The organism is Streptomyces flaveolus, assembly GCF_000716535.1.
In the GTDB taxonomy this organism is placed as follows: Bacteria; Actinomycetota; Actinomycetes; order Streptomycetales; family Streptomycetaceae; genus Streptomyces; species Streptomyces flaveolus_A.
This window is the reverse complement of record NZ_JNWV01000002.1, coordinates 257055-278114: the sequence shown is the minus strand read 5'-3', so window position 1 is coordinate 278114 and position 21060 is coordinate 257055. Positions and strand designations below refer to the sequence as shown.

Below are 21060 nucleotides of genomic sequence, written 5' to 3'. Positions count from 1 at the left end.
TCCCGGACGGGCGCCGGTCGCGGCGGACAGCCACACGCGGCCGGCCCCTCCCCCGGCGGTCGGCCGGAAGGGTGGGGGCCGGATCAGGCGGTGCCGAGGCTCACACGGGATCCTCGACGAAGGGCGCCGCGCCCCCGGCGCCCGTCGCTTCCCCCGGCGCCCTGGTGGAGACGACCAGCAGCTTGGTCACCGAGCCGTCGTCCGCCACGACGTCCCGGACGTGGCGGAAGCCCAGGCGGCGGCACATGGCCAGGCTGGCGGTGTTGTCGGCGCCGACCATGCCGTACGCCTCGGCGAGTCCGAGGTTGTCGGCGGCATGCCGGAGGAGGCCGCGCACCGCCTCGCCGCCCAGTCCGCGACCCCAGTGCCCGGGGGCGAGCGCGGTGACGAGTTCGTGGCCGTCGACGTTGCCGGTCGGCTTCACCTCCGCGTGGCCGACGTGGACGCCCGCCTGCCACAGGCCCCAGACGTCGAAGCGGCGCTGGGGGTAGACGTCGGTGAGGATGGCGCGGAACAGCTCCCGGATCTGCGGCTCGGGCACGCGTTCCTGGCCCATCCGGCGGCACACCTCCTCGTCGCGCAGCAGGGCGACGAAGGCGTCCTCGTGTTCGGGCCGGTAGGGCAGGAACTCCAGGCGTTCGGTGCGCAGGACGGGGGTCATGGCGGGCGTCATGGCGGACTCCTCGGGAGTGATGCGGTGTGGTGGCGCGTGGGGGAGGAGGAGTGGGGGGAGGCGCCGGGCCGGCCCGGTGCGGGCGGCCCGGCGTGTCGGTCGTGGGGACGCGCGGGGCGTCAGGCGCCGGCGTTCTCCATGCGCTCGCGCAGGCTCTTGGGCCGCATGTCGGTCCAGACCTCGTCGACGTACGCGGAGCACTCGGCCTCGGTGCCCTCCTTGCCGACGGGCTGCCAGCCGGCGGGCACCTCGACGTCGACGGGCCAGAGGGAGTACTGCTCCTCGTCGTTGCGCAGCACCTGGTAGCGGGTGTTCTCGTCCATGTCGGTCTCCTCGGGGGTTCGGTTCGGGTGAGCTGTGGCGAGGCGGGGGCGGGCGGTCGGAGCGCGGGGTGCGCGCGGCCCGTACCGGGTGGTGCGCCGGCGCGGGGCCGCGCGGGGCCCGAGGGTCGTCACCGGCCTCCCCTGGCGTGCCGGGCGAGGTGGCGCAGGGCCTCGGCGAACTCCTCGGCCACCCGGCGCACGGTCGCCGTGTCGTGGACGCCGGGCCGGTGGTGCCAGGTGAAGGCGAGCCGGCCGTGCTGCACCGCGCCCACCACCTCCAGCAGGTGCGAGCCGGGGTCCCGGGGGTCGTGGTCCTGCCCGAAGGAGCCGTGTTCGGCGCGGACCAGGCCGCCCGACGCGGTCTCGGGGCGGGCGTCCCACTGGCCGAGGTAGTTGAACACCACCTGGCTGTGCGCACTGCCGCCGAGGCGTTCGCGCACCTCGGGCGGGCCGAAGGTGCGCAGCGCGCCGAAGCCGATGCCGTTGCCGGGTACGGCGCGCAACTGGCGGCGCACCGACTTCACCAGGGACCGCCAGTCGCGGTCGGGGCCGAGGTCACCGGGGTCGGGCACCTGGACGGCGACCGGGTGGACGGTGGTGAACCAGCCGACGGTGCGGGACAGGTCGACGCCGTCGAGCAGGTCCTCGCGGCCGTGGCCCTCCAGGTCCAGGCGGACCCGGTCGCGGCCGGTCCAGCGGGCCAGGGCCAGGGTGAGGGCGGCGAGCAGCACGTCGTTGACGCGGGTGCGGTAGGCGGTGGGTGCCGAGCGCAGCAGGGCCGTGGTGTCCTCCTCGCCGAGTTCCACGCTCACCGTGGCGGCCGGTCCGGCGGCGGGGGGCGTGGGTGGCGCGGGTTCGGTGTCCACCGCCTGTTCCCAGTACGGCAGTTCGTGGTCGAGGCCGCCTTCGGCGACGTACGCGGCGAGTCCGCGCGACCACGCGCGGAAGCTGGTGCCGCGCTCCCCCAGCGTGACCGGTCCGCCCTGGAGGGCCTGCCCGTAGGCGGTCTCCAGGTCGTCGCGCAGGATGCGCCAGGAGACGGCGTCCACGACCAGGTGGTGGGCGACGAGGAGGAGGAACGCGGGCCGGTCCGGTTCCCCGGTGAACAGGGCCGCCCGCAGCTGCGGGCCCCGGGCCAGGTCGAAGCTCGCGTGCAGTTCGTCGGCGGCCTTCCCCATGGCCGCGTCGGCCTCCTCGGCGGACAGCCCGGTCAGGTCGTGCCGGACGAGGACGCCGGGGCCGGCGGCCGGCGGCGGGTTGAACTGGTGCCAGCCGTCCGCGTCCCGGGTGAACCGCATGCGCAGCGCGTCGTGGTGCTCCAGCAGCGCGTCCAGGGCGGCGCGCAGGGCCCGCGGGTCGGGGGTGCCGTCGAGTTCCAGCAGTGCCGACTGGTTGAAGTGGTGGTGGGCGGCGCGCGGGGTGGTCAGGAACCACTCCTGGATCGGGGTGAGGGGCACCTCGCCGGTGACCGGGCCGTCCCCGGACCGGCGGGGCGCGGCGCGGACCACGGTGGCGAGTTCGGCCACGGTCTGGTGGGTGAACAGGTCGCGTGTGGCCACGTGCAGGCCGTCGCGGCGCAGCCGGGAGACGACCTGCATGCTCAGGATGGAGTCGCCGCCGAGCGCGAAGAAGTTGTCGTCGGCGCCGACCTCCTCGATGCCCAGCACGTCGGCCCAGATGCGGGCGATCCGGCGTTCGGTGTCGGTGCGCGGCGCGGTCCGCGGGCCGTCCGCGGCCTGCGCGGGCCCGGGTTCGGGCAGGGCCCGCCGGTCCGTCTTGCCGTTCGGGGTGAGCGGCAGCCGGTCGAGCGGCACGAAGACGGACGGCACCATGTGCGGGGGCAGCAGCCCGGCCAGGTGCAGCCGCAGCTCGCCGACGGGCAGGCGTGCCTCACCGACGGACGGACCGGCGGCTGACGGGTCCGTGGCAGCCCCTTCCGCCGGAACCACGTAGGCGACCAGCCGGGCCGGCGCGTCCGGCGTCTCCCCCGCGCGTACGACCACGACCGCGTCCCGTACCAGCGGGCTGCGCCGCAGCGCGCTCTCGATCTCGCCGGGCTCGATGCGGAAGCCGCGCAGCTTGACCTGGTCGTCGGCGCGTCCGGCGAACCGGAGCCGGCCGTCGGCGGTCCAGCGGACCAGGTCCCCGGTGCGGTACATCCGCTCCCCCGGCGCGCCGAACGGGTCGGCGACGAACCGCTGGGCGGTGAGTCCCGGCCGGCCCAGGTAGCCGCGGGCGAGTCCGGGCCCGGCGAGGTACAGCTCCCCGGTCACGCCGGGCGGCACGGGACGCAGGGCGGCGTCGAGCACGCGGACGCGGGTGCCGCCGGCGGGGCGGCCGATCGGCGGGGCGCCGGTGCCGGGGGTGAGCGGACCGGTCCAGGTGGCGACGACGGTGGCCTCGGTGGGGCCGTACGAGTTGATCATCCGGCGGTCGGAGGCCCAGGTGTCGACCAGGTCGGCCGGGCAGGCCTCGGCGCCGACGATGAGGGTGCGCAGGTGGGGCAGGGCGGAGGCGGTCTCCGGCGGGACGGTGGCCAGCGCGGCCGGCGGGATCAGGGTGTGGCTGACGCGCCGCTCGGCGAGCACCTCCGCCAGCCGCTCGCCGACCAGCGGCCCCTCCTCGCCGGTGATCAGAGCGGCCCCGCCGAGCAGGGAGACGCACAGCTCCAGCACGGAGGCGTCGAAGCTGGGCGAGGCGAACTGCAGCACCCGGTCGCCGGGGCCCGCCGCGTACTGTTCGGCGGCCGCCGCGGCGAAGGAGGCGAGCCCTCGGTGGGTGACGACGACGCCCTTGGGGGTGCCGGTGGAGCCGGAGGTGTAGATGACGTAGGCGGGGTGGGCGGGGGTGAGGGGCGCGGTGCGGTCGGTGTCCGTCGGTGCCGTGTCCGGCCCGTCGGCGGCCCACACCTCGGCCGGGTCGCCGAGGACCGGGTGGGCGCCCGCGTCCCGGATCATGAACTCCCGGCGCTGCGGCGGGTAGTCGGGGTCCACCGGCAGGAAGGCGCCGCCGGCCTTGGCGACGGCGAGCTGGGCCACGACGGTCGCCGCCGAGCGGGGCAGCGCCAGGGCGACCACGCGCTCCGGTCCGACGCCGTCCCGGACGAGCCGGTGGGCCAGCCGGTTGGCCGCCCGGTCCACCTCCGCGTAGGTCAGCTCCCGGTCGCCGTCGACCAGCGCCACCGCGTCCGGCGTACGGGCCGCCTGCCGCTCGAACAGGGCGGGCAGGGTCGTCTCGGGCACCGGGCGGAAGGTGCCGCGGCCCTGGTCCAGCAGGATCTTCAGCTCGTCGTCGGAGGTCAGCGGCAGGACGCCGAGCGGCCGGTGGGGGTCCTCGGCGACGGCGTGCAGCAGGGTGCCGAGCTGTGCGGCCATCCGTTCGGCGGTGGCCGCGTCGAACAGGTCGGTGTTGTAGGTGAGCAGGCCGTGCAGGGCGCCGTCGCCGGTCTCGGCGAACTCCAGGGTGAGGTCGAACGCGGCCTGCTCGGACTCCGGTTCGACGTCGGTGACGTCCAGGCCGGGCAGGTCTAGCCCGGAGGCCGGGGTGTTCTGCAGGACGACCATGACCTGGAAGAGGGGGCTGCGGCTGGTGTCGCGGACCGGTTCCACCTCGTCCACGACCCGTTCGAAGGGCACGTCCTGGTGGGCGAAGGCGTCGAGGACGGTCTGCCGTACGGCGGTGAGGAACCCGGTGAAGGGCTCCTCGGCGTCGGCCCGGGAGCGCAGCACGAGGGTGTTGACGAAGAACCCGACGAGGCCTTGCGTCTCGGGCCGGTCGCGGCCGGAGGTGACGGTGCCGACGGCGATGTCCTCGGCGCCGGAGAGCCGGGCGAGGTAGGCCTGGGCGGCGGCGACGAGCGCGGTGAACAGGGTGGTGCCGTGGTCCCGGGCGAGCCGGGTCAGCCGCCGGGCGGTCCGGGCGGGCACCACCAGCCGGGTGGTCGCGCCTGCGCTGGTGCGCACCGGCGGCCGGGGCCGGTCGGTGGGCAGCTCCAGCGGCTGGGTGTCGGACAACTGCCGCTTCCAGTACGCGAGATGTTCCTCCGCTCCGGTGTCCCCGGCGCCACGCTGCCAGCGGGCGTAGTCGGCGTACTGCACCGGCAGCGACGGCAGGTCACCTTCCACCGCGCCGAGTTCCGCGCGGTAGAGGTGGGCGAGGTCGCCGAGCAGGACGGAGGTGGACCAGCCGTCGGTGACGATGTGGTGCAGGGTGAGGGCCAACACGTGGTCGTTCTCGGCCCGCCGGATCAGGCCGGTACGCAGCAGCGGCCCCTGCCGCAGGTCGAACGGGCGGGAGCGTTCCTCGGCGAGCAGCCCGCGCAGTGCGGCCTCCGGGTCGGCGGCCTGTGACACGTCACGCACGGGCAGCGGCACGTCGTGGGGCGGGTGGACCCGCTGGACGCCGTGTCCGTCGACGCTGTCGAAGGTGGTGCGCAGCGACTCGTGCCGGGCCACCAGGGCGGTGAGGGCCGCGCGGAGGGCGCCGGTGTCCAGGGTGCCGCGCAGCCGGAGGGCGAGCGCCGTCACGTACTCGGCGCCGCCGGGTGCGAACTCGTCCAGGAACCACAGGCGTTGCTGGGCGTACGACATCGGCGCGGCCCCGTCCCGGGCGGCCGGGACGATCGCCGACCGTCCTGTGCCCTGCCGGGTGCCGAGCAGCCGGGCCAGTCCGGCCGGGGTGGGGTGGGTGAACACCGCGCGCGGGGTGACGTCGGTGTCGAAGGTCTCGGCGAGCCGGGAGGCGAGCCGGATGCTGAGGATCGAGTCGCCGCCGAGCTGGAAGAAGTCGTCCTCCACACCGGGCGGTTCGCTGCCCAGCACCTCGCCGAAGACGGCCGCCGTGCGGTGTTCGGCTTCGGTGCGGGGCTCGACCCGGGTGCGCCCGGGCAGGGCTTCCGGCGCGGGCAGGGATGCCCGGTCGACCTTGCCGTTGCGGCTGAGCGGGAGCGCGGTGAGCGGCACGACGGCGCTGGGGACGAGGTAGTCGGGCAGGGTGCGGGCGGCGAAGTCCCGCAGCTCCTCGGGGTCCTGTCCGGCCGGTCCGACGACGTAGGCCACGAGCCGTCTGGCGCCGGGCCGGTCCTCGCGGGCCACCACGGCCGCGTCCACGACGCCCGGGTGGGCGGCGAGGGCGGCCTCGACCTCGCCGGGCTCCACCCGGAAGCCCCGGATCTTCACCTGGTCGTCGGCGCGGCCCAGGAACTCGACGGTGCCGTCCGGCCGCCGCCGGGCCAGGTCGCCGGTGCGGTACATCCGGGCGCCGGGCGGGCCGTAGGGGTCGGCGAGGAAGCGGGCGGCGGTGTCGCCGGGGCGGCCCAGGTAGCCGCGGGCGACGCCCTCGCCGGCCACGTACAGTTCGCCGGGGCAGCCCGGCGGTACGGGCCGCAGCCGGGCGTCGAGGACGTGCACCCGCGTGTCGTCCAGCGGGTGGCCGATGGGGACGGTGCCGGGCACGGCCTCCGGGTCGGTGAGGGCGCAGGAGGTCGCGAAGGTGGTGGTCTCGGTGGGGCCGTAGCCGTCCACGACGGTCAGGCCGGGGCACGCGGCCAGCACCCGGCGCACGGCCGGGGCGGGGACGACGTCGCCGCCGGTCCACACCTGGGCGAGGCCCCGGAAGCAGTCGGAGGCGTCCTGCGCGAGCAGCCGGAACAGTCCGGCGGTCAGCCACAGGGCCGTCAGCTCGCCGTCGGCGGCCAGTCGGCGCACCAGCGCGGCGTCCACGCCGCCGCTTGGGGCCACCACCACGCAGCCGCCGTTCACCAGCGGCGCCCACACCTCGAAGGTGGCGGCGTCGAAGGCCACCGGCGAGTGCAGCAGCACCCGTGCGCACGCCCCGTCGGCGAACCGGCTGTCGGTCGCGAGCGCCGCCACGTCCCGGTGGCGTACGGCGACCGCCTTGGGCCGGCCGGTGGAGCCCGAGGTGAACATCACGTACGCCAGCCGGTCGGGGTCGGCGGCCGGTGTGTGGCCCTCCCCGATGGAGGCTCCGGCGCGCGCGGCGGTCACCTCGGCCGGGGTGAGCCGGACGGTGGCGCCCGCCTGGGCGAGCAGGGTGCGGCGGCGCTCCTCGGGAGCCCGGGTGTCGACGGGGACGTAGGCGCCGCCGGCCATGAGCACGGCGAGCTGGGCGACGACGAGTTCGGCGGAGCGCTCCATCAGCAGCGCCACCCGGTCCTCGGCCGTCAGCCCGCCCGCAACCAGCCGGGCCGCCAACGCTCCTGCCCAGTCGGTCAGTTCCCGGTACGTCAGCTCGTGCCGGCCGTCGCGGACCACGACCGCGTCCGGGGTGCGGCGGGCCTGCTCGGCGAACAGGTCCACCGGACTGCGCGGGGCTGCCCGGCGGGCGGTGGTGTTCCAGGCGGCCAGCAGGTCGCGGTCGGCCGGGGTGAGCAGGTCCAGGTCGGCCAGGTCGGTGTCGAACCCGTCGGCGAGGGCGGTGAGCAGGGCGGCCAGCCGGTCCGCGGCGCGCTCGACGGTCGCGGGGTCGAACAGGGCGGGGTCGTAGGCCAGGTCGAAGGCGAGCCGTTCGGCCAGGTGGGCGCGGAGGCACCAGGGGAAGGTGGTGGCGTCGTCGGCGCGCACTTCCTCGACGCGGACGCCCGTGCGGGCCGTGGCCGACTCGTCCACGGGGTAGTTCTCGAACACCACCATGCTGTCGAACAGCGGCTCCCCGGACGGTACGTCGCTCGCGGTCTGGATGCGGGACAGGGCGAGGAAGTCGAAACGGCGGGCGTCGCTCTGCCGTTCCTGGAGCCCGCGCAGCCACGGCAGCACCGGCCCGGCCGGGACGCGGACACGGGTCGGCACGGTGTTGATGAACATGCCGATCATGCCTTCGACACCGGGCAGTTCGGCCGGGCGGCCGGACACCGTGGTGCCGAACACCACGTCGTCCCGGCCGCTGGAGCGGGCCAGCAGCAGCGCCCAGGCGCCCTCCACGACGGTGTTGACGGTGAGCCCCGCGCGGGCGGCGGTCTCCCGCAGCCTGTGCGAGACCGGCGCGTCCAGCTCGTGGCGCACGGCGGCGGCCGAGCGGGCGCGGTGGGCCTCGGCGGGCGTGCGGTCGTACGGCAGCGGGGTGCGGGCGGTGAACCCGGCCAGGGCGTCGGCCCAGTACCGCTCGGCCGCCTGCTCGTCCTGCTCGCGCAGCCAGTGCAGGAAGTCCGCGAAGGGCCGCCGTACCGGGGGTGCCGGGTCGGGGCCGCCGGTGAGGGCCGCGTAGCGTTCGCACACCTCGGTGAGCAGCTGCCCGGTGCTCCAGCCGTCCAGGACGATGTGGTGCGTCGACCAGAGCAGCAGCACCTCGTCGCCGGGCAGGGCGGCCAGGGTGAGGCGGGTCAGCGGTGCGGTGGTGAGGTCCATGCCCGCCGCGCGGTCCTCGGCGAGCAGCCGCTCGGTGGCCTCCGCGCGCCGCTCGGGTGTCAGCGTCCGCCAGTCGAGGTGGGTGACGGGGAGCTCGGCGTGCCGGTGGACCACCTGGACGGGGTGGGGCAGCCCCTGCCAGTGCACGCTGCTGCGCAGCGCCGGGGTGCGGTCGGCGACCTGCTGCCAGGCGGCGGCGAACGCGTGCGGGTCGGCGACGCCGGACAGGCGTACGGCCGTACGGTCGAAGTAGGCGTGCTCGGTGTCCACCAGGCCGTGGAAGAGCATGCCGGACTGGAGCGGGGTGAGCGGCAGGACGTCCTCGACTTGCCGGCCGGTGCCGACGAGCCGGTCCAGCCGGTCCTGGCCGAGTCCGGCGAGCGGGAAGTCGGAGGGGGTGCGGCCGCCCGCGCCGGGCCGGGCGCAGTGCGCCGCGATGTCCCGCAGGGCCCCGAGCGTCTCCTCGGCGAGCCGGCGGACGGTCGCCTCGTCGTAGACCTCCGCCGGGTAGGTCCAGCCGAGTTCGAGGCGGCCCCGCTGGACCACGCCGGTGACGTCCAGCAGGTAGGGGCGGGGTTCGTCCGGGTCGGTGTCCCGGCCGGCCGGGGGCAGGGAGCCGCGCAGCAGCCCGCCGGTGCCGTCCGCGTCCCACTGGCCGTGGTAGTTGAAGCCGACCTGCGGGGTGGGGGTGCCGGCGAGCGGGCTGCCGGGCACGAGGTGGCGCAGGGCGCCGTGGCTCAGGCCGCGCAGCGGTACCGCGCGCAGTTGTTCCTTGACCGAGCGGAGGGTCTCGTGCCAGCCGGCGTCCGGGTCGACGCGCAGCGCGAGCGGGAACTCGGCGGTGAACCAGCCGACGGTCCGCGCCAGGTCGACGTCCGCGAACAGGTCCTCCCGGCCGTGTCCCTCCACGCCGAGGAGGACGGTGTCGCGCCCGCACCAGCGGGCCAGGGTGCGGCCGAGGGCGCTGAGCAGGACGTCGTTGACCTGGGTGCGGTAGACCTCGGGGACCTGCCGCAGCACGGCGTCGGTCGTCTCCGCGTCCAGGGTGACGGTGAGGGTGGCGGCGGTGCCGTGGGTGCGGGGGCCGGGCCGTCCGGCGGGCAGTTCGGCCGGGGCCTCACAGGTGCGCGTCCAGTACGGCAGGTCGGCGTCCAGGGCGCCGGAGCGGGTGTGCCGGTCGAGCCGGGTGGCCCAGACGCCGTACGAGGTGCCCCTGGCGGGCAGCTCGACGGACCGGCCGGCCGCAGCCGCCCCGTGTGCGGTCTCCAGGTCGGCGAGCAGGATGCGCCAGGACACCCCGTCGATCACCAAGTGGTGCGCGGTGATCACCAGTTGGCCGTTCCGCCCGGGGCCTCGGTCGAAGAACAGGGCCCGGATGACCCGGCCCTCGACCGGGTCGAGCGCAGCCTGTGCGTCCTCCGTGAGCCGCTGGACCTCGCTCTCCAGCGCCGTGTCGTCCAGCCCGGCGAGATCGTGCCGGGCGAAGAAGCCGTCCGGGGTCTCGGGCAGCACCTCCTGGCGCCAGCCGTCGGCCGTGCGGCGGAAGCGGGTGCGCAGGGCGGCGTGGTGGCGGACGAGGGCGTCGACAGCGGTCCGAAGCGCCGACCCGTCCGTGCCGGCGGCGAGTTCGAGGCGCTGGGTCATGGTGAACCGGAGCCGCTGCCCGGGGTCGCGTCCGTCCAGGTACCAGTGCTGGATCGGGGTCAGCGGCGCCTCGCCCGTCTCGTCGGTGGTGGTGGGGACGGGAGCCGACTCCCGGGCGCGCAGGGCGAGTTCGGCGACGGTCTGGTGACGGAAGACGTCCTTGGTGGTGAGGGCGAGTCCGGCCTGCCGGGCGCGGGAGACGATCTGGATGCTCAGGATGGAGTCGCCGCCGAGCGTGAAGAAGTTGTCGTGGGCGCCGACCCGTTCGACGCCGAGCACGTCCGCCCAGATCGCGGCCAGGCGCTCCTCCGCGCCGGGCCGGGGGGCGACGTACGGGGTGGTGCTGTCGGGCTGCGCGGGCGGGGCGGGCAGCGCGCGCCGGTCGGTCTTGCCGCTGGTGGTGCGGGGGATGCGGGCCAGCGGGACGAACGCGGCGGGCACCATGTGGTCGGGCAGGGTGCGGCGCAGGGCGAGCCGCAGTGCGTCGGCGGAGGGGACACGTCCGGTGGACGGCACCACATAGCCGACGAGCATGAGGCGGCCGGCGTGTTCGCGCGCGGCGACCGCGGCGTCGGCGACGTCCGGGTGGTCCAGGAGGGCGGCCTCCACCTCGCCGGGCTCGACACGGAACCCGCGGATCTTGACCTGTTCGTCCACCCGGCCCAGGAACTCCAGCAGCCCGTCCCGGTGCCAGCGGACCCGGTCCCCGGTGCGGTACATCCGCTCCCCCGGCGTCCCGAACGGGTCGGCGAGGAACCGTGCGGCGGTGAGGCCGGGCCGGCGCAGGTAGCCGCGGGCCACCTGCGCCCCGGCCAGGTACAGCTCGCCGGGCACTCCGGGGGGCACCGGGCGCAGGGCGCCGTCGAGGACGTAGGCGCGCAGGTTGCCGCCGGGGCGGCCGATGACCGGGCGGTCGGGCCGGTCGGCGCAGCGGCCGTAGACGGCGTCGACGGTGCACTCGGTGGGGCCGTACATGTTGTACACGGTCACGCCCGACCGCCGTTCGGCCTCGGCGAGTTCGCGCCAGTCGGCCGGGGTGACGGCCTCGCCGCCCACCAGCAGCAGGCGCGGGTGGTGGCGGCCGGGGGCGAGCAGGCCCGCGGCGGTCAGTTCGCGCAGGAAGGACGGGGTGACGTTCACCAGGTCGAGGCGGTGTTCGGCGACCTGGGCGCAGAAGGCCCGCGGGTCCAGGCGTACGTCCTCGTCGACGAGGTGGACCTCGTGACCGAGGGCGAGGAACAGCGGCCCCTCCCAGGAGGTGTCGAAGGAGAAGGAGGCGCTGAGCGCGGCCCGCAGCCGCCGCCCGCCGTCGGTGTGCGGGGCGAGCAGGCCGGACCGGTGGTCGTGGCACAGGTTGACGAGCTGCCGGTGTTCGACGGCGACGCCCTTGGGGCGGCCGGTGGAGCCGGAGGTGTAGACGATGTAGGCGGTGTGCCCGGGCAGCAGGGGCCGGACGCGGTCGGTGTCGGCCGGGTCGTGAGCGGGGAGCCGGTCCCAGGGCACCTCGCCGAGGCCGGTCAGCAGGGTGTGCGGCCGGGCGTCGGTGAGGAGGAAGTCCGCTCGCTCCTGCGGGAGTTCGGGGTCCAGGCAGAGCAGGGTGGCGCCCGCCTTGAGGACGGCGAGGAGCGCCACCACCAGGTCGGAGGTGCGTGGGAGCCGTACGGCGACCACGTCCTCGGGGCCGGCGCCCTGGGCGATGAGGTGGTGGGCCAGCCGGTTGGCGCGTTCGTTCAGCGCGGCGAAGTCCAGGGTGGTGTCGCGGGCCACCAGGGCGGTGTGGCGGGGGGTGCGGGTGGCCTGGGCCTCGAACAGGGCGGGGAAGGTGGTGTCCGGCTCGGGCAGCCGGGCGCCCCGCCCGTACCGCAGCACCTGGCGGCGTTCGTCGTCGGTCATCAACGGCAGGCGGCCCACGGCCCGCTCCGGGTCCTCGGCGGCGGCCTCCAGCAGGACGCGCAGCCGGGCGGCCAGGCGTTCGGCGGTATCGGTGTCGAAGAGCCCGGTGTCGTACTCCAGGTAGCCGGTGAGCCCGCCGTCGGTCTCCGTGAAGTCGAAGGCGAGGTCGAAGGTGGCGTTGCGGACCGGCGGGGTCACCGGCTCCACCGTCAGGCCGGGCAGCCGGGGCGGCTCGCCGCCGAGGTTGTGCAGGGCGACCATGACCTGGAACAGCGGGGTACGGCTGGTGTCCCGCTCGGGCTGGAGGGCGTCCACCACGCGCTCGAAGGGCACCTCCTGGTGGGCGAACGCCTCCAGGACGGTGTCGCGCACCTCGGTCAGCAGCTCCCGGAAGGGCAGTTCGGGGCGGACCCGGGCGCGCAGCGCCAGCGTGTTCACGAACATGCCGACGACGTCGTGCAGTTCGGGTCGTTCCCGGCCGGCGGTGACGGTGCCGACGGTGACGTCCTCCTGGCCGGCCCAGCGGGCGAGCAGCACCTGGCAGGCCGTCACGAGTGTCATGTAGAGGGTGGCGTCGGCCTCCCGGCCCCGCTCGCGCAGCCGCTCGGTCAGCGCGGCGGGCAGGGTGAAGGTCACCAGGGCGCCGTCACGGGAGCGGACGGCCGGGCGCGGCCGGTCGGTGGGCAGCTCCAGCGGCGTCACGCCGTCCAGCGCCCGCCGCCAGAAGCCCAGTTCGGCTTCGGCCCGCTCGGCGCGGGCGCGCTGCCAGGAGGCGTAGTCGGCGTACCGGACCGGCAGGGCGGGCAGGTCGGGACGGCGGTCCTCCAGGGCCGCCGTGTACAGCTCGCCCAGGTCCCGGGCCAGCACACCGGCGGACCAGCCGTCGGTGACGATGTGGTGCAGGGCCAGGACGAGGACGTGCTCGTCGGCGGCGCCCCGGACCAGGCGGACCCGGAACAGCGGCCCGGTGGCCAGGTCGAAGGGGGTGGCGGCCTCGCGCTCCAAGACGGCGTCGAGGGCGCTTTCCTCGCCGGCGCCCACGGGGGCGAGGTCCGCGAGGTCGTCCACCGGCAGGTCCACGGGCCGTGCCGGGTGGACCGACTGCCGGGCCTGGCCGTCCTGTTCGGTGAACGTGGTGCGCAGGGCCTCGTGCCGGGCGATCAGCCCGTCCAAGGCGCTGCGCAGGGCGGCGGTGTCGAGCGGGCCGCGCAGCCGCAGCACGGACAGGGTCGTGTACTCGGTGCTGCCCGGCTCGAAACGATCGAGGAACCACAGGCGTTGCTGGGCGTACGACAGGGGCGCGGGGGTGTCCGCACCGGTGGCCGGGATGGTGTCGGCGGTGCTCCCGTCCCGGGGCTCGCCCAGCTCCGCCGCCAGGGCGGACAGCGTGGAGTGGGTGAACAGCAGCCGGGGCGAGACGTCCGTGCCGAAGGCGGCGCGCAGCCGGGAGGTGACGCGGACGGCGAGGATGGAGTCGCCGCCGAGGGCGAAGAAGTCGTCGTCGGCGCCGACCTCGTCGGTGTCCAGGACGTCCGCCCACGCGGCGGCGACCAGCCGTTCGGCCGGGGTGCGCGGCGGGGTCCGCGTGGTGTCGGCGGCGAAGCCGTCGGGGCCGGGCGCGGGCAGGGCGCGCCGGTCGAGCTTGCCGTTGACGGTGAGGGGCAGCGCGGTCATCGGCACGTACGCGGCCGGGACCATGTGCGCGGGCAGCAACGCCGCCAGGTGGGCGCGGAGTTCGGCGGCGGGCGGCGGCGGTACGGCGCGGTCGCCGCTGCCCGTGCCGACGACGTGGGCGACCAGCCGGCGGGTCCCGGCGGTGTCCTCGTACACGCCGACGGTGGCCGCGCCCACGCCCGGGTAGCGGTGCAGGGCGGCCTCGATCTCCCCGGGCTCGATGCGGTAGCCGCGGATCTTCACCTGCTGGTCGGCGCGGCCCAGGTACTCCAGGGTGCCGTCGGCCCGCCAGCGGGCCCGGTCACCGGTGCGGTACATGCGGGTGCCGGGCCGGCCGAACGGGTCGGCGGGGAAGCGGGTCGCGGTGAGGCCGGGCCGGTTCAGGTAGCCGCGCGCCAGGCCCTCGCCGGCGACGAACAGCTCGCCGACGGCGCCGGGCGGCACCGGCCGGAGCGCGTCGTCGAGGACGTAGAGCCGCAGGTCGGGGATGCCGGTTCCGATGGGGCTCGCGGTGCCGGCGCGGGCCGCCCGGCGGTCCAGCGCGGCGTGGGTGACGTGCACGGTGGTCTCGGTGATGCCGTACATGTTCACCAGCCGGGGAGCGGTGTCCGGGTGGCGGGCGTACCAGTCGGCGAGCCGGCTCACGTCCAGCGCCTCACCGCCGAAGACCACCGTGCGCAGCGCCAGCCGGGCGCCGACGTCGGGCAGTTCGGCGTCGGCGCGGATGAGCGGGTAGAAGGCGGAGGGGGTCTGGTTGAGGACGGTGACCTGTTCGTCGGCGAGCAGGCGCAGGAAGTCCTCCGGGGAGCGGGCGGTGTCCTCGGGGACGACGACGAGCCGGCCGCCGTGCAGCAGCGGGCCCCACAGCTCCCACACCGAGAAGTCGAAGGCGTAGGAGTGGAACAGGGTCCACACGTCGTCGGGGCCGAAGCCGAACCAGTGCCGGGTGCGGGTGAACAGCCGGACGACATTGGCGTGCGGGACGACGACACCCTTCGGGCGGCCGGTGGAGCCGGAGGTGTAGATGGCGTAGGCGGGGCTCTCGGGGAGCGCGCGGCGGGCCGGGCCGGCGGCCGGGCGGCGGGCCAGGTCGGCCCGGACGCCGGGGTCGTCCAGCGGCAGCAGCGGCACGGGCGTCTCGACGACGGTTCCCGTGGTGGTCACCAGCGTCACCGGGGCGGCGTCGGCGAGCAGGTCGCGGACGCGTTCGGCGGGCAGTGCGGGATCGATCGGCAGGTAGGCGGCGCCGGTCTTGAGGACGGCGAGGACGGCCACGACGAGGTCGGTGGAGCGGGGCAGCGCGAGCGCCACGAACGTCTCGGGGCCGGCGCCGAGTTCGGCGAGCCGGTGGGCGAGCTGTCCGGAGCGCTCGTCCAGGGTGGCGTAGTCGAGCCGGTCGGCGCCGCAGGTCACGGCCTCGGCGTGGGGGGTGCGGACGGCCTGGGCGGTGAAGAGGGCGTCCAGGGTGTCGGCGGGCCGGCCTTCCTCGGTGCCGTTCCAGTCGGCCAGCATCCGCCGCCGCTCCTCGGCGGTCGTCCAGGCGAGCGCGCGCACGGGCCGGTCCGGGTCCTCGGCGAGTTCGGTGAGCAGCAGGCACAGCCGGTCGGCGAGGGCGCGCACGGTCGGGGCGTCGAACAGCGCGGGGTCGTAGGCGAGGTCGAAGCCGAACCGCTCGCCCTGGTAGGCGCGCAGGACGAGGGCGTAGTTGGTGGCGTCGCGGGCGGAGACGTCCGCCAGGCGTATCCCGGAGCCGGCCGAACGGGCTTGGTCGAAGGGGTAGTTCTCGAACGCCACCATGCTGTCGAACAGGGGGCTGCCGGCGGGCACGTCGCTCAGCGAGGTCAGCTCGGCGAGGGACACCGCCGCGTACCGCCGTGCCTCGGCCTGCGCCTCCTGCAGCTCCCGGAGCCAGGCGGCGGCGGTCCGGCCGCCGTCCACGCGGACGCGGGTGGGCAGGGTGTTGATGAACATGCCGACCATCGACTCGACGCCGGGCAGGTCGTCGGGGCGTCCGGAGACGGTGGTCCCGAACAGCACGTCCCGCTCGGCACTGTAGCGGGACAGCAGCAGGGCCCAGGCCCCCTGCACCACGGTGCCGAGGGTGAGTCCGGCGGCGCGGGCGGTGCGCGCCAGCCGGGCGGAGACCTCGTCGGAGAGCCCGGCCGTGTGCACGCCCGCGGAGCGGGTCTCGTGGCCCGGGCGGCGGACGCGGTCGACGGGCAGCGGGGTGGGGGTGGCGAACCCGGCGAGGACGGTCCGCCAGTGCGCGTGCGCGGCCTCGGTGTCCTGGCCGGCCAGCCAGCGCACGTAGTCCGCGAACGGCCGCCGTACCGGCGGACGGGGCTCGGCGCCGGCGGTGAGCGCCGAGTATTCGGCGAACACGTCGGTGAGCACCTGGGCCAGGCTCCAGCCGTCCAGGATCAGATGGTGGGAGGTCCACAGCAGCTGGAGCCGGGTCTCGGGCAGCCGGACGAGGGTGAGCCGCATCAGGGGTGCCGTGCCGAGGTCCAGGCCGCGCGCGAGGTCGTCGGCGCGCAGCCGGCCCAGCCGCTCGGCCCGCTCCCCCGCGTCCACGTCCCGCCAGTCCATCTGCTCGACGGGCACGGTGACGTGGCGGTGCACGACCTGGAGCGGCACCGGCACGTCCTCCCACGCCACCGAGGTGCGCAGGGCGGGGGTGCGGTCGGTCACGCGCTGCCAGGCCAGGGCGAGGGCGTCGGGGTCGGTCACCCCGTCCAGCAGCAGTGCGGCCTGGTCGACGTACACGTCGTCCGCTCCGCCGACCAGCCGGTGGAAGAGCATGCCCTCCTGGAGCGGGGTGAGCGGCAGCAGGTCCTCCACGTCCCGGCCGTCGCCGGCCAGGCGGTCCACACCGGCCTGGTCCAGGCGGGCCAGCGGGAAGTCGGAGGGGGTACGGCCGCCCGCGCCGGGCCGGGCGCAGTGCTCGGCGATGGCGGCGAGCGCCCCCGCCATGCCGTCGGCCAGCCGCCGTACGGTGCCGGCCCGGTGCACCTGGTCGCTGTAGTGCCAGGTGATCTCCAGCTCGCCGTCGGCCACCACGGCGGAGACGTCCAGGAGGTGGTCCAGCGGCGCGCCGGGGTCCGTGTCCCGGCCGGGCACGTCGGCGACGGGCGCGAAGTCCCCGCCGGCGGGCGCCTCCCACTGGCCGTGGTAGGTGAAGCAGACCTGGGGCAGCGGGAGTTCACCGAGGGCTCTCGCCTCGGGCCGGGGCGAGCCGAGGTGGCCCAGCGCCTGGTAGCCCAGACCACGGCGGGGCACGGCGCGCAGCCGCTCCTTGACGGCCTTGAGCGTGGCCCCCCAGTCGGCCGGGCCGGCCGGGGTCAGGGTGACCGGGTACTGGGTGGTGAACCAGCCGACCGTGCGGGACAGGTCGACGCCCTCGTCCAGTTCCTCCTCCCGGCCGTGGCCCTCCAGGGCGACGGTCACCCGGTCCTGGCCCGTCCAGTCGGCCAGCACCCGGGCCAGCGCGCTCAGCAGCACGTCGTTGACCTGGGTGCGGTAGACGCCCGGCACCCGCCGCAGCAGCGCCTCGGTGGTGGCGCGGTCCACCCGGGAGCGGACGGTGCGCACGGATCCGGCGAGCGGGGTGCCGGGGAGGTCGACGGGGAGCGGGGTGCGCGGCACCGCGGTCTCCTCCGTCCAGTGGGGCAGGTCGTCGTCCAGGTCGCCGGCCCGCACCCGCTGGGCCAGCCGGCGCGCCCAGTCGGCGAACGGGGTGTGCTCGGGCTCCGGCCGGGGCTCCTCACCGGCCACGGCCTGCCGGTAGGCCTGTTCCAGGTCGGTGAGCAGCACCCGCCAGGAGACGCTGTCGACGGCCAGGTGGTGGGCCGTGAGGAACAGTCGGGGGCGTTCCGCGCCGGTGAGCAGGGCCGCGCGCAGCAGGGTTCCGGTGGCCGGGTCCAGGGCGGCGCGGGCCTCGTCGGCGGCCTCGTCGGGCGGGGTCCCGGGGCCGTGCCGGGTCAGCAGGCCGCCGGCCGGGCCGGTGCCGGGGTGCTGCCGCCAGACGTCCCCGTCGCGGGTGAAACGGGCGCGCAGGGCCGGGTGCCGATGCACCACGGCGTCCAGTGCCCGTTCCAGTGCCCGCTCGTCGAGGTCGTGGGGCAGGTCGAGCAGCATCGACATGCTGAAGTGCCGCAGCGGGCCGTGCGTGGCGAGGAACCACTCCTGGACCGGGGTGAGCGGGGCGGGCCCGTCCTCCTGCGGGCGCCTGGGTGCGGGCAGGTCGGCGGTGCGGCGGGACGCGGCGGCCAGGTCGGCGACCGTCTGGTGCCGGAAGACGTCCTGCGAGCCGATCCTGAGGCCCGCCGCGCGGGCCCGGGAGACGGCCTGGATGCTGAGGATCGAGTCGCCGCCCAGCTCGAAGAAGTTGTCCGTGACGCCGACCCGGTCCACGCCGAGCACCTCGGCCCAGATGGCGGACAGGGTCTCCTCGGCCGGGGTGCGGGGAGCCACGAACTCCCGCTCCCCCGCCGTGGTCCCGGGTGCGGGCAGGGCGCGGCGGTCCAGCTTGCCGCTGGTGGTCAGCGGCAGTGCGTCCAGCGGGGTGAAGGAGGAGGGCACCAGCGCGTCGGGCAGGACGCGGCGCAGAGCAGCGCGCAGGTCGGCGGGGTCGGGCCGGGGCGTGCCGGGCGCCGGGACGACGTAGGCGGCGAGCCGGGTGTGGCCGTGCGCGTCCGGTACGGCGACGACCGCGGCGGCGGTGAGGCCGGGCAGCGCGAGCAGGGCGGCCTCGATCTCGCCGGGCTCGATCCGGTGGCCGCGCACCTTGACCTGGTCGTCGGCGCGGCCGAGGTAGTCCAGGCGGCCGTCGGGGGTCCAGCGGGCCAGGTCGCCGGTGCGGTACATGCGGGTGCCGGGCGGTCCGTAGGGGTCGGCGAGGAAGCGGGCGGCGGTCAGGCCGGGGCGGCCGGTGTAGCCCCGGGCGAGCTGGGCGCCCGCGAGGTACAGCTCGCCGCCGACACCGGGCGGCACCGGCTGGAGCCGGTCGTCCAGTACATAGGCCCGCACCCCGGGCAGGGGGCGGCCGACCAGCGGGCGGTCGCCGCCGTCGATGCGGCAGGACAGCGCGTCGACCGTGCACTCGGTGGGGCCGTAGAAGTTGTGGGCGGTCACGTCGGGGTGGGCGGCCAGCTCCCGCCAGAGCGCGGGCCCGACCGCCTCGCCGCCGAGCATGAGGACGCGGGGGCGGTGCCGGGGGTCGGTGAGCAGTCCGGCGGGCAGCAGCTGCCGCAGGTAGGAGGGCGTGACGTCGAGGAAGTCGACGCGGTGCTCGACCACGTACGCGACCAGGGCGGCCGGGTCCATCCGGGTCGTCTCGTCCACCAGGTGCAGCGGGTGGCCGTCGGCCATCAGCAGCACGCCTTCGAGGGAGGTGTCGAAGGAGAAGGACGCGGTGAGCGCGACCCGCAGCGGGCCGCCGCCCGCCTCCGCGACGAACCCGGCCCGGTGCGCGGCCAGCAGGCGCGCCGCCGAGCGGTGGGACACGGCGACGCCCTTGGGGCGGCCGGTGGAGCCCGAGGTGTGGATGACGTACGCGAGGTGCTCGGGGTCCAGCGGGGCGCGCCGGTCGGCGTCGGTGGGGTCGGTGTCGGGGAGGCCCCCGGGTACGGCGCGCAGGGCGGCCTCGTCCAGGACCAGGGCCGGGCGGGTGTCGTCCAGCAGGAACCGGACGCGTTCCTCGGGCAGGGCCGGGTCCAGCGGCAGGTAGCCGGCGCCGGACTTCCAGACGGCGAGGATCGCGGTGATCATGTCGGCGGTGCGCGGCAGCCGCAGCGCGACCAGCCGCTCGGGGCCGGCGCCGAGCGCGATGAGGTGGTGGGCGAGCCGGTTGGCGCGGGCGTTGAGCGTGGCGTAGTCCAGCCGTTCGCCGCCCGCGACGAGGGCGAGGGCGTCGGGGGTGCGGGCCGCGCGGCGCTCGAAGACCTCCGGGTGGGTGAGGTCGTCCACGGGGTGCTGGGGGCCGGTGCTCCAGTCGTGGACGACACGCCGCATCTCGTCCTCGGACAGCAGGGGCAGGCTGCCCAGCGGGCGGTCCGGTGCCTCGGCGGCGCCCTCCAGCAGGCGCAGCAACTGCCCGGCGAGCCGCTCGGCCGTGGCCGGGTCGAACAGGTCGGTGCGGTACTCCAGCAGACCGGTCAGACCCGCGCCGTCCGGCACGAACTCGACGCTCAGGTCGAAGGTGGCCGCCTGCCGGGGCACGGTGACCGGGGTGGTGGACAGGCCGCGCGGGGCGGTCGCGGCGGGCGGGTCGGGGTGCAGCAGGACCATCACGTCGAACAGCGGGTTGCGACCTGCCTCGCGGGGAGCGCCCACCGCTTCCACGATCCGCTCGAACGGCGTGTCGCCGTGGGCGAAGGCGTCGTTGACCGTGCCGGCCGTCTGCGCGAGCAGGTCGCGGAAGGAGCCGGAGGCGTCGACCGGGGTGCGCAGGACGACGGTGTTCACGAAGAACCCGACGGTCCGTTCGAGCTCGGTGCGGGACCGGCCGGGGGTGAGGGAGCCGACGGTGATGTCGTCCTGGCCGGACCAGCGGGCCAGCAGGGCCTGGGTGGCGGCGACCAGGGCGGTGTGGAGGGTGCTGTGCCGTTCTCTGGCGAGGTCGCGCAGCCGCGCGGTGAGGGCGGCGGGAACGGTGAAGGTGTGGACGGCGCCCTCGCCCGCCTCCTCGCCGCGCCGGGGCCGGTCCAGGGGCAGCTCCGGCGCCACCGCTCCGGCCAACTGTCGCTTCCAGTAGGCGAGATGGCGGTCGAGGCGGGGCCCGGAGAGCTGTTCGCGCTGCCACACCGCGAAGTCCGGGTACTGCGTGGCCACCGGCGGCAGGTCCGGGCGTGCCCCCTGCGCGAGGGCGTCGTACGCGGTGCACAGCTCGTCCAGGACCACGCCCATCGACCAGCCGTCCGTGACGATGTGATGGGCCGTCAGCAGCAGGACGTGCGAGGCCTGAGACTCGCGCAGCAGCAGGGCGCGCAGCAGCGGACCGTGCCGCAGGTCGAAGGGGCGCGAGTACTCCGCGAGCAGGTCCGCGTCCAGGTCGCCGGTGTCGCGGACCGGCAGCGGCACCGGGCCCGCCGGGCGGACGCGCTGCACCGGCCGGCCGTCGGTCTCCTCGAAGGTGGTGCGCAGGGCCTCGTGCCGGGCGACGACGGCGGCGAGTGCCCCGCCCAGCGCCGTGTGGTCGAGGGCGCCGGTGAGGCGGACGGCGACCGCGCTGTTGTAGCGGGCGTCGCCGGGACGCAGCCGGTCCAGGAACCACAGCCGCTGCTGCGCGAACGACAGCGGCAGCGGGCGGTCCCGGTCGGCGCGCTGGACGCCCTGCCGGGCGGCCGGGACAGCGCCGGCGGACCGTCCGGCGAGCCGCCGCCGCAGCGCCTCCCGCAGCTCCTCGGGCAGCGCCTCGGCGCGGTCCCGCCTGGAGGGCCGCGCGGAGCCGGAGGGGTTCGAAGGGGTCGAAGACGTCATGGTCGTCGGATCC

General features: G+C 76.1%; 3 protein-coding genes. All 3 read right to left on the bottom strand.

Translation table 11 applies throughout. From position 1 onward, the window contains the following. Positions 1–100: 100 nt before the first annotated feature. The 3 genes from OO52_RS02455 to OO52_RS02445 all read right to left on the bottom strand — a co-directional run bounded on the left by OO52_RS02455 (position 101) and on the right by OO52_RS02445 (position 21047). Entirely contained in the window at positions 101–673 is a 573-nt protein-coding gene (locus OO52_RS02455) for a GNAT family N-acetyltransferase (RefSeq protein WP_030639474.1), read from the bottom strand. 119 nt (positions 674–792) lie between these two features. Then, a complete protein-coding gene (locus OO52_RS02450) occupies positions 793–996 on the bottom strand; it encodes an MbtH family protein (protein ID WP_030639476.1) in 204 nt (67 codons plus the stop codon). A 128-nt stretch (positions 997–1124) separates the two neighbouring features. Further along, positions 1125–21047, bottom strand: coding sequence for a non-ribosomal peptide synthase/polyketide synthase (locus OO52_RS02445; protein WP_030639478.1), 19923 nt, complete (start codon positions 21045–21047; stop codon positions 1125–1127). Positions 21048–21060: the final 13 nt, after the last annotated feature.

What these genes read in the sequence shown, in the direction of transcription:
- OO52_RS02455 (WP_030639474.1), bottom strand. Translation starts at nt 673, where the DNA reads ATGACGCCCGCCATGACCCCCGTCCTGCGCACCGAACGCCTGGAGTTC.
- OO52_RS02450 (WP_030639476.1), bottom strand. Translation starts at nt 996, where the DNA reads ATGGACGAGAACACCCGCTACCAGGTGCTGCGCAACGACGAGGAGCAG.
- OO52_RS02445 (WP_030639478.1), bottom strand. Translation starts at nt 21,047, where the DNA reads ATGACGTCTTCGACCCCTTCGAACCCCTCCGGCTCCGCGCGGCCCTCC.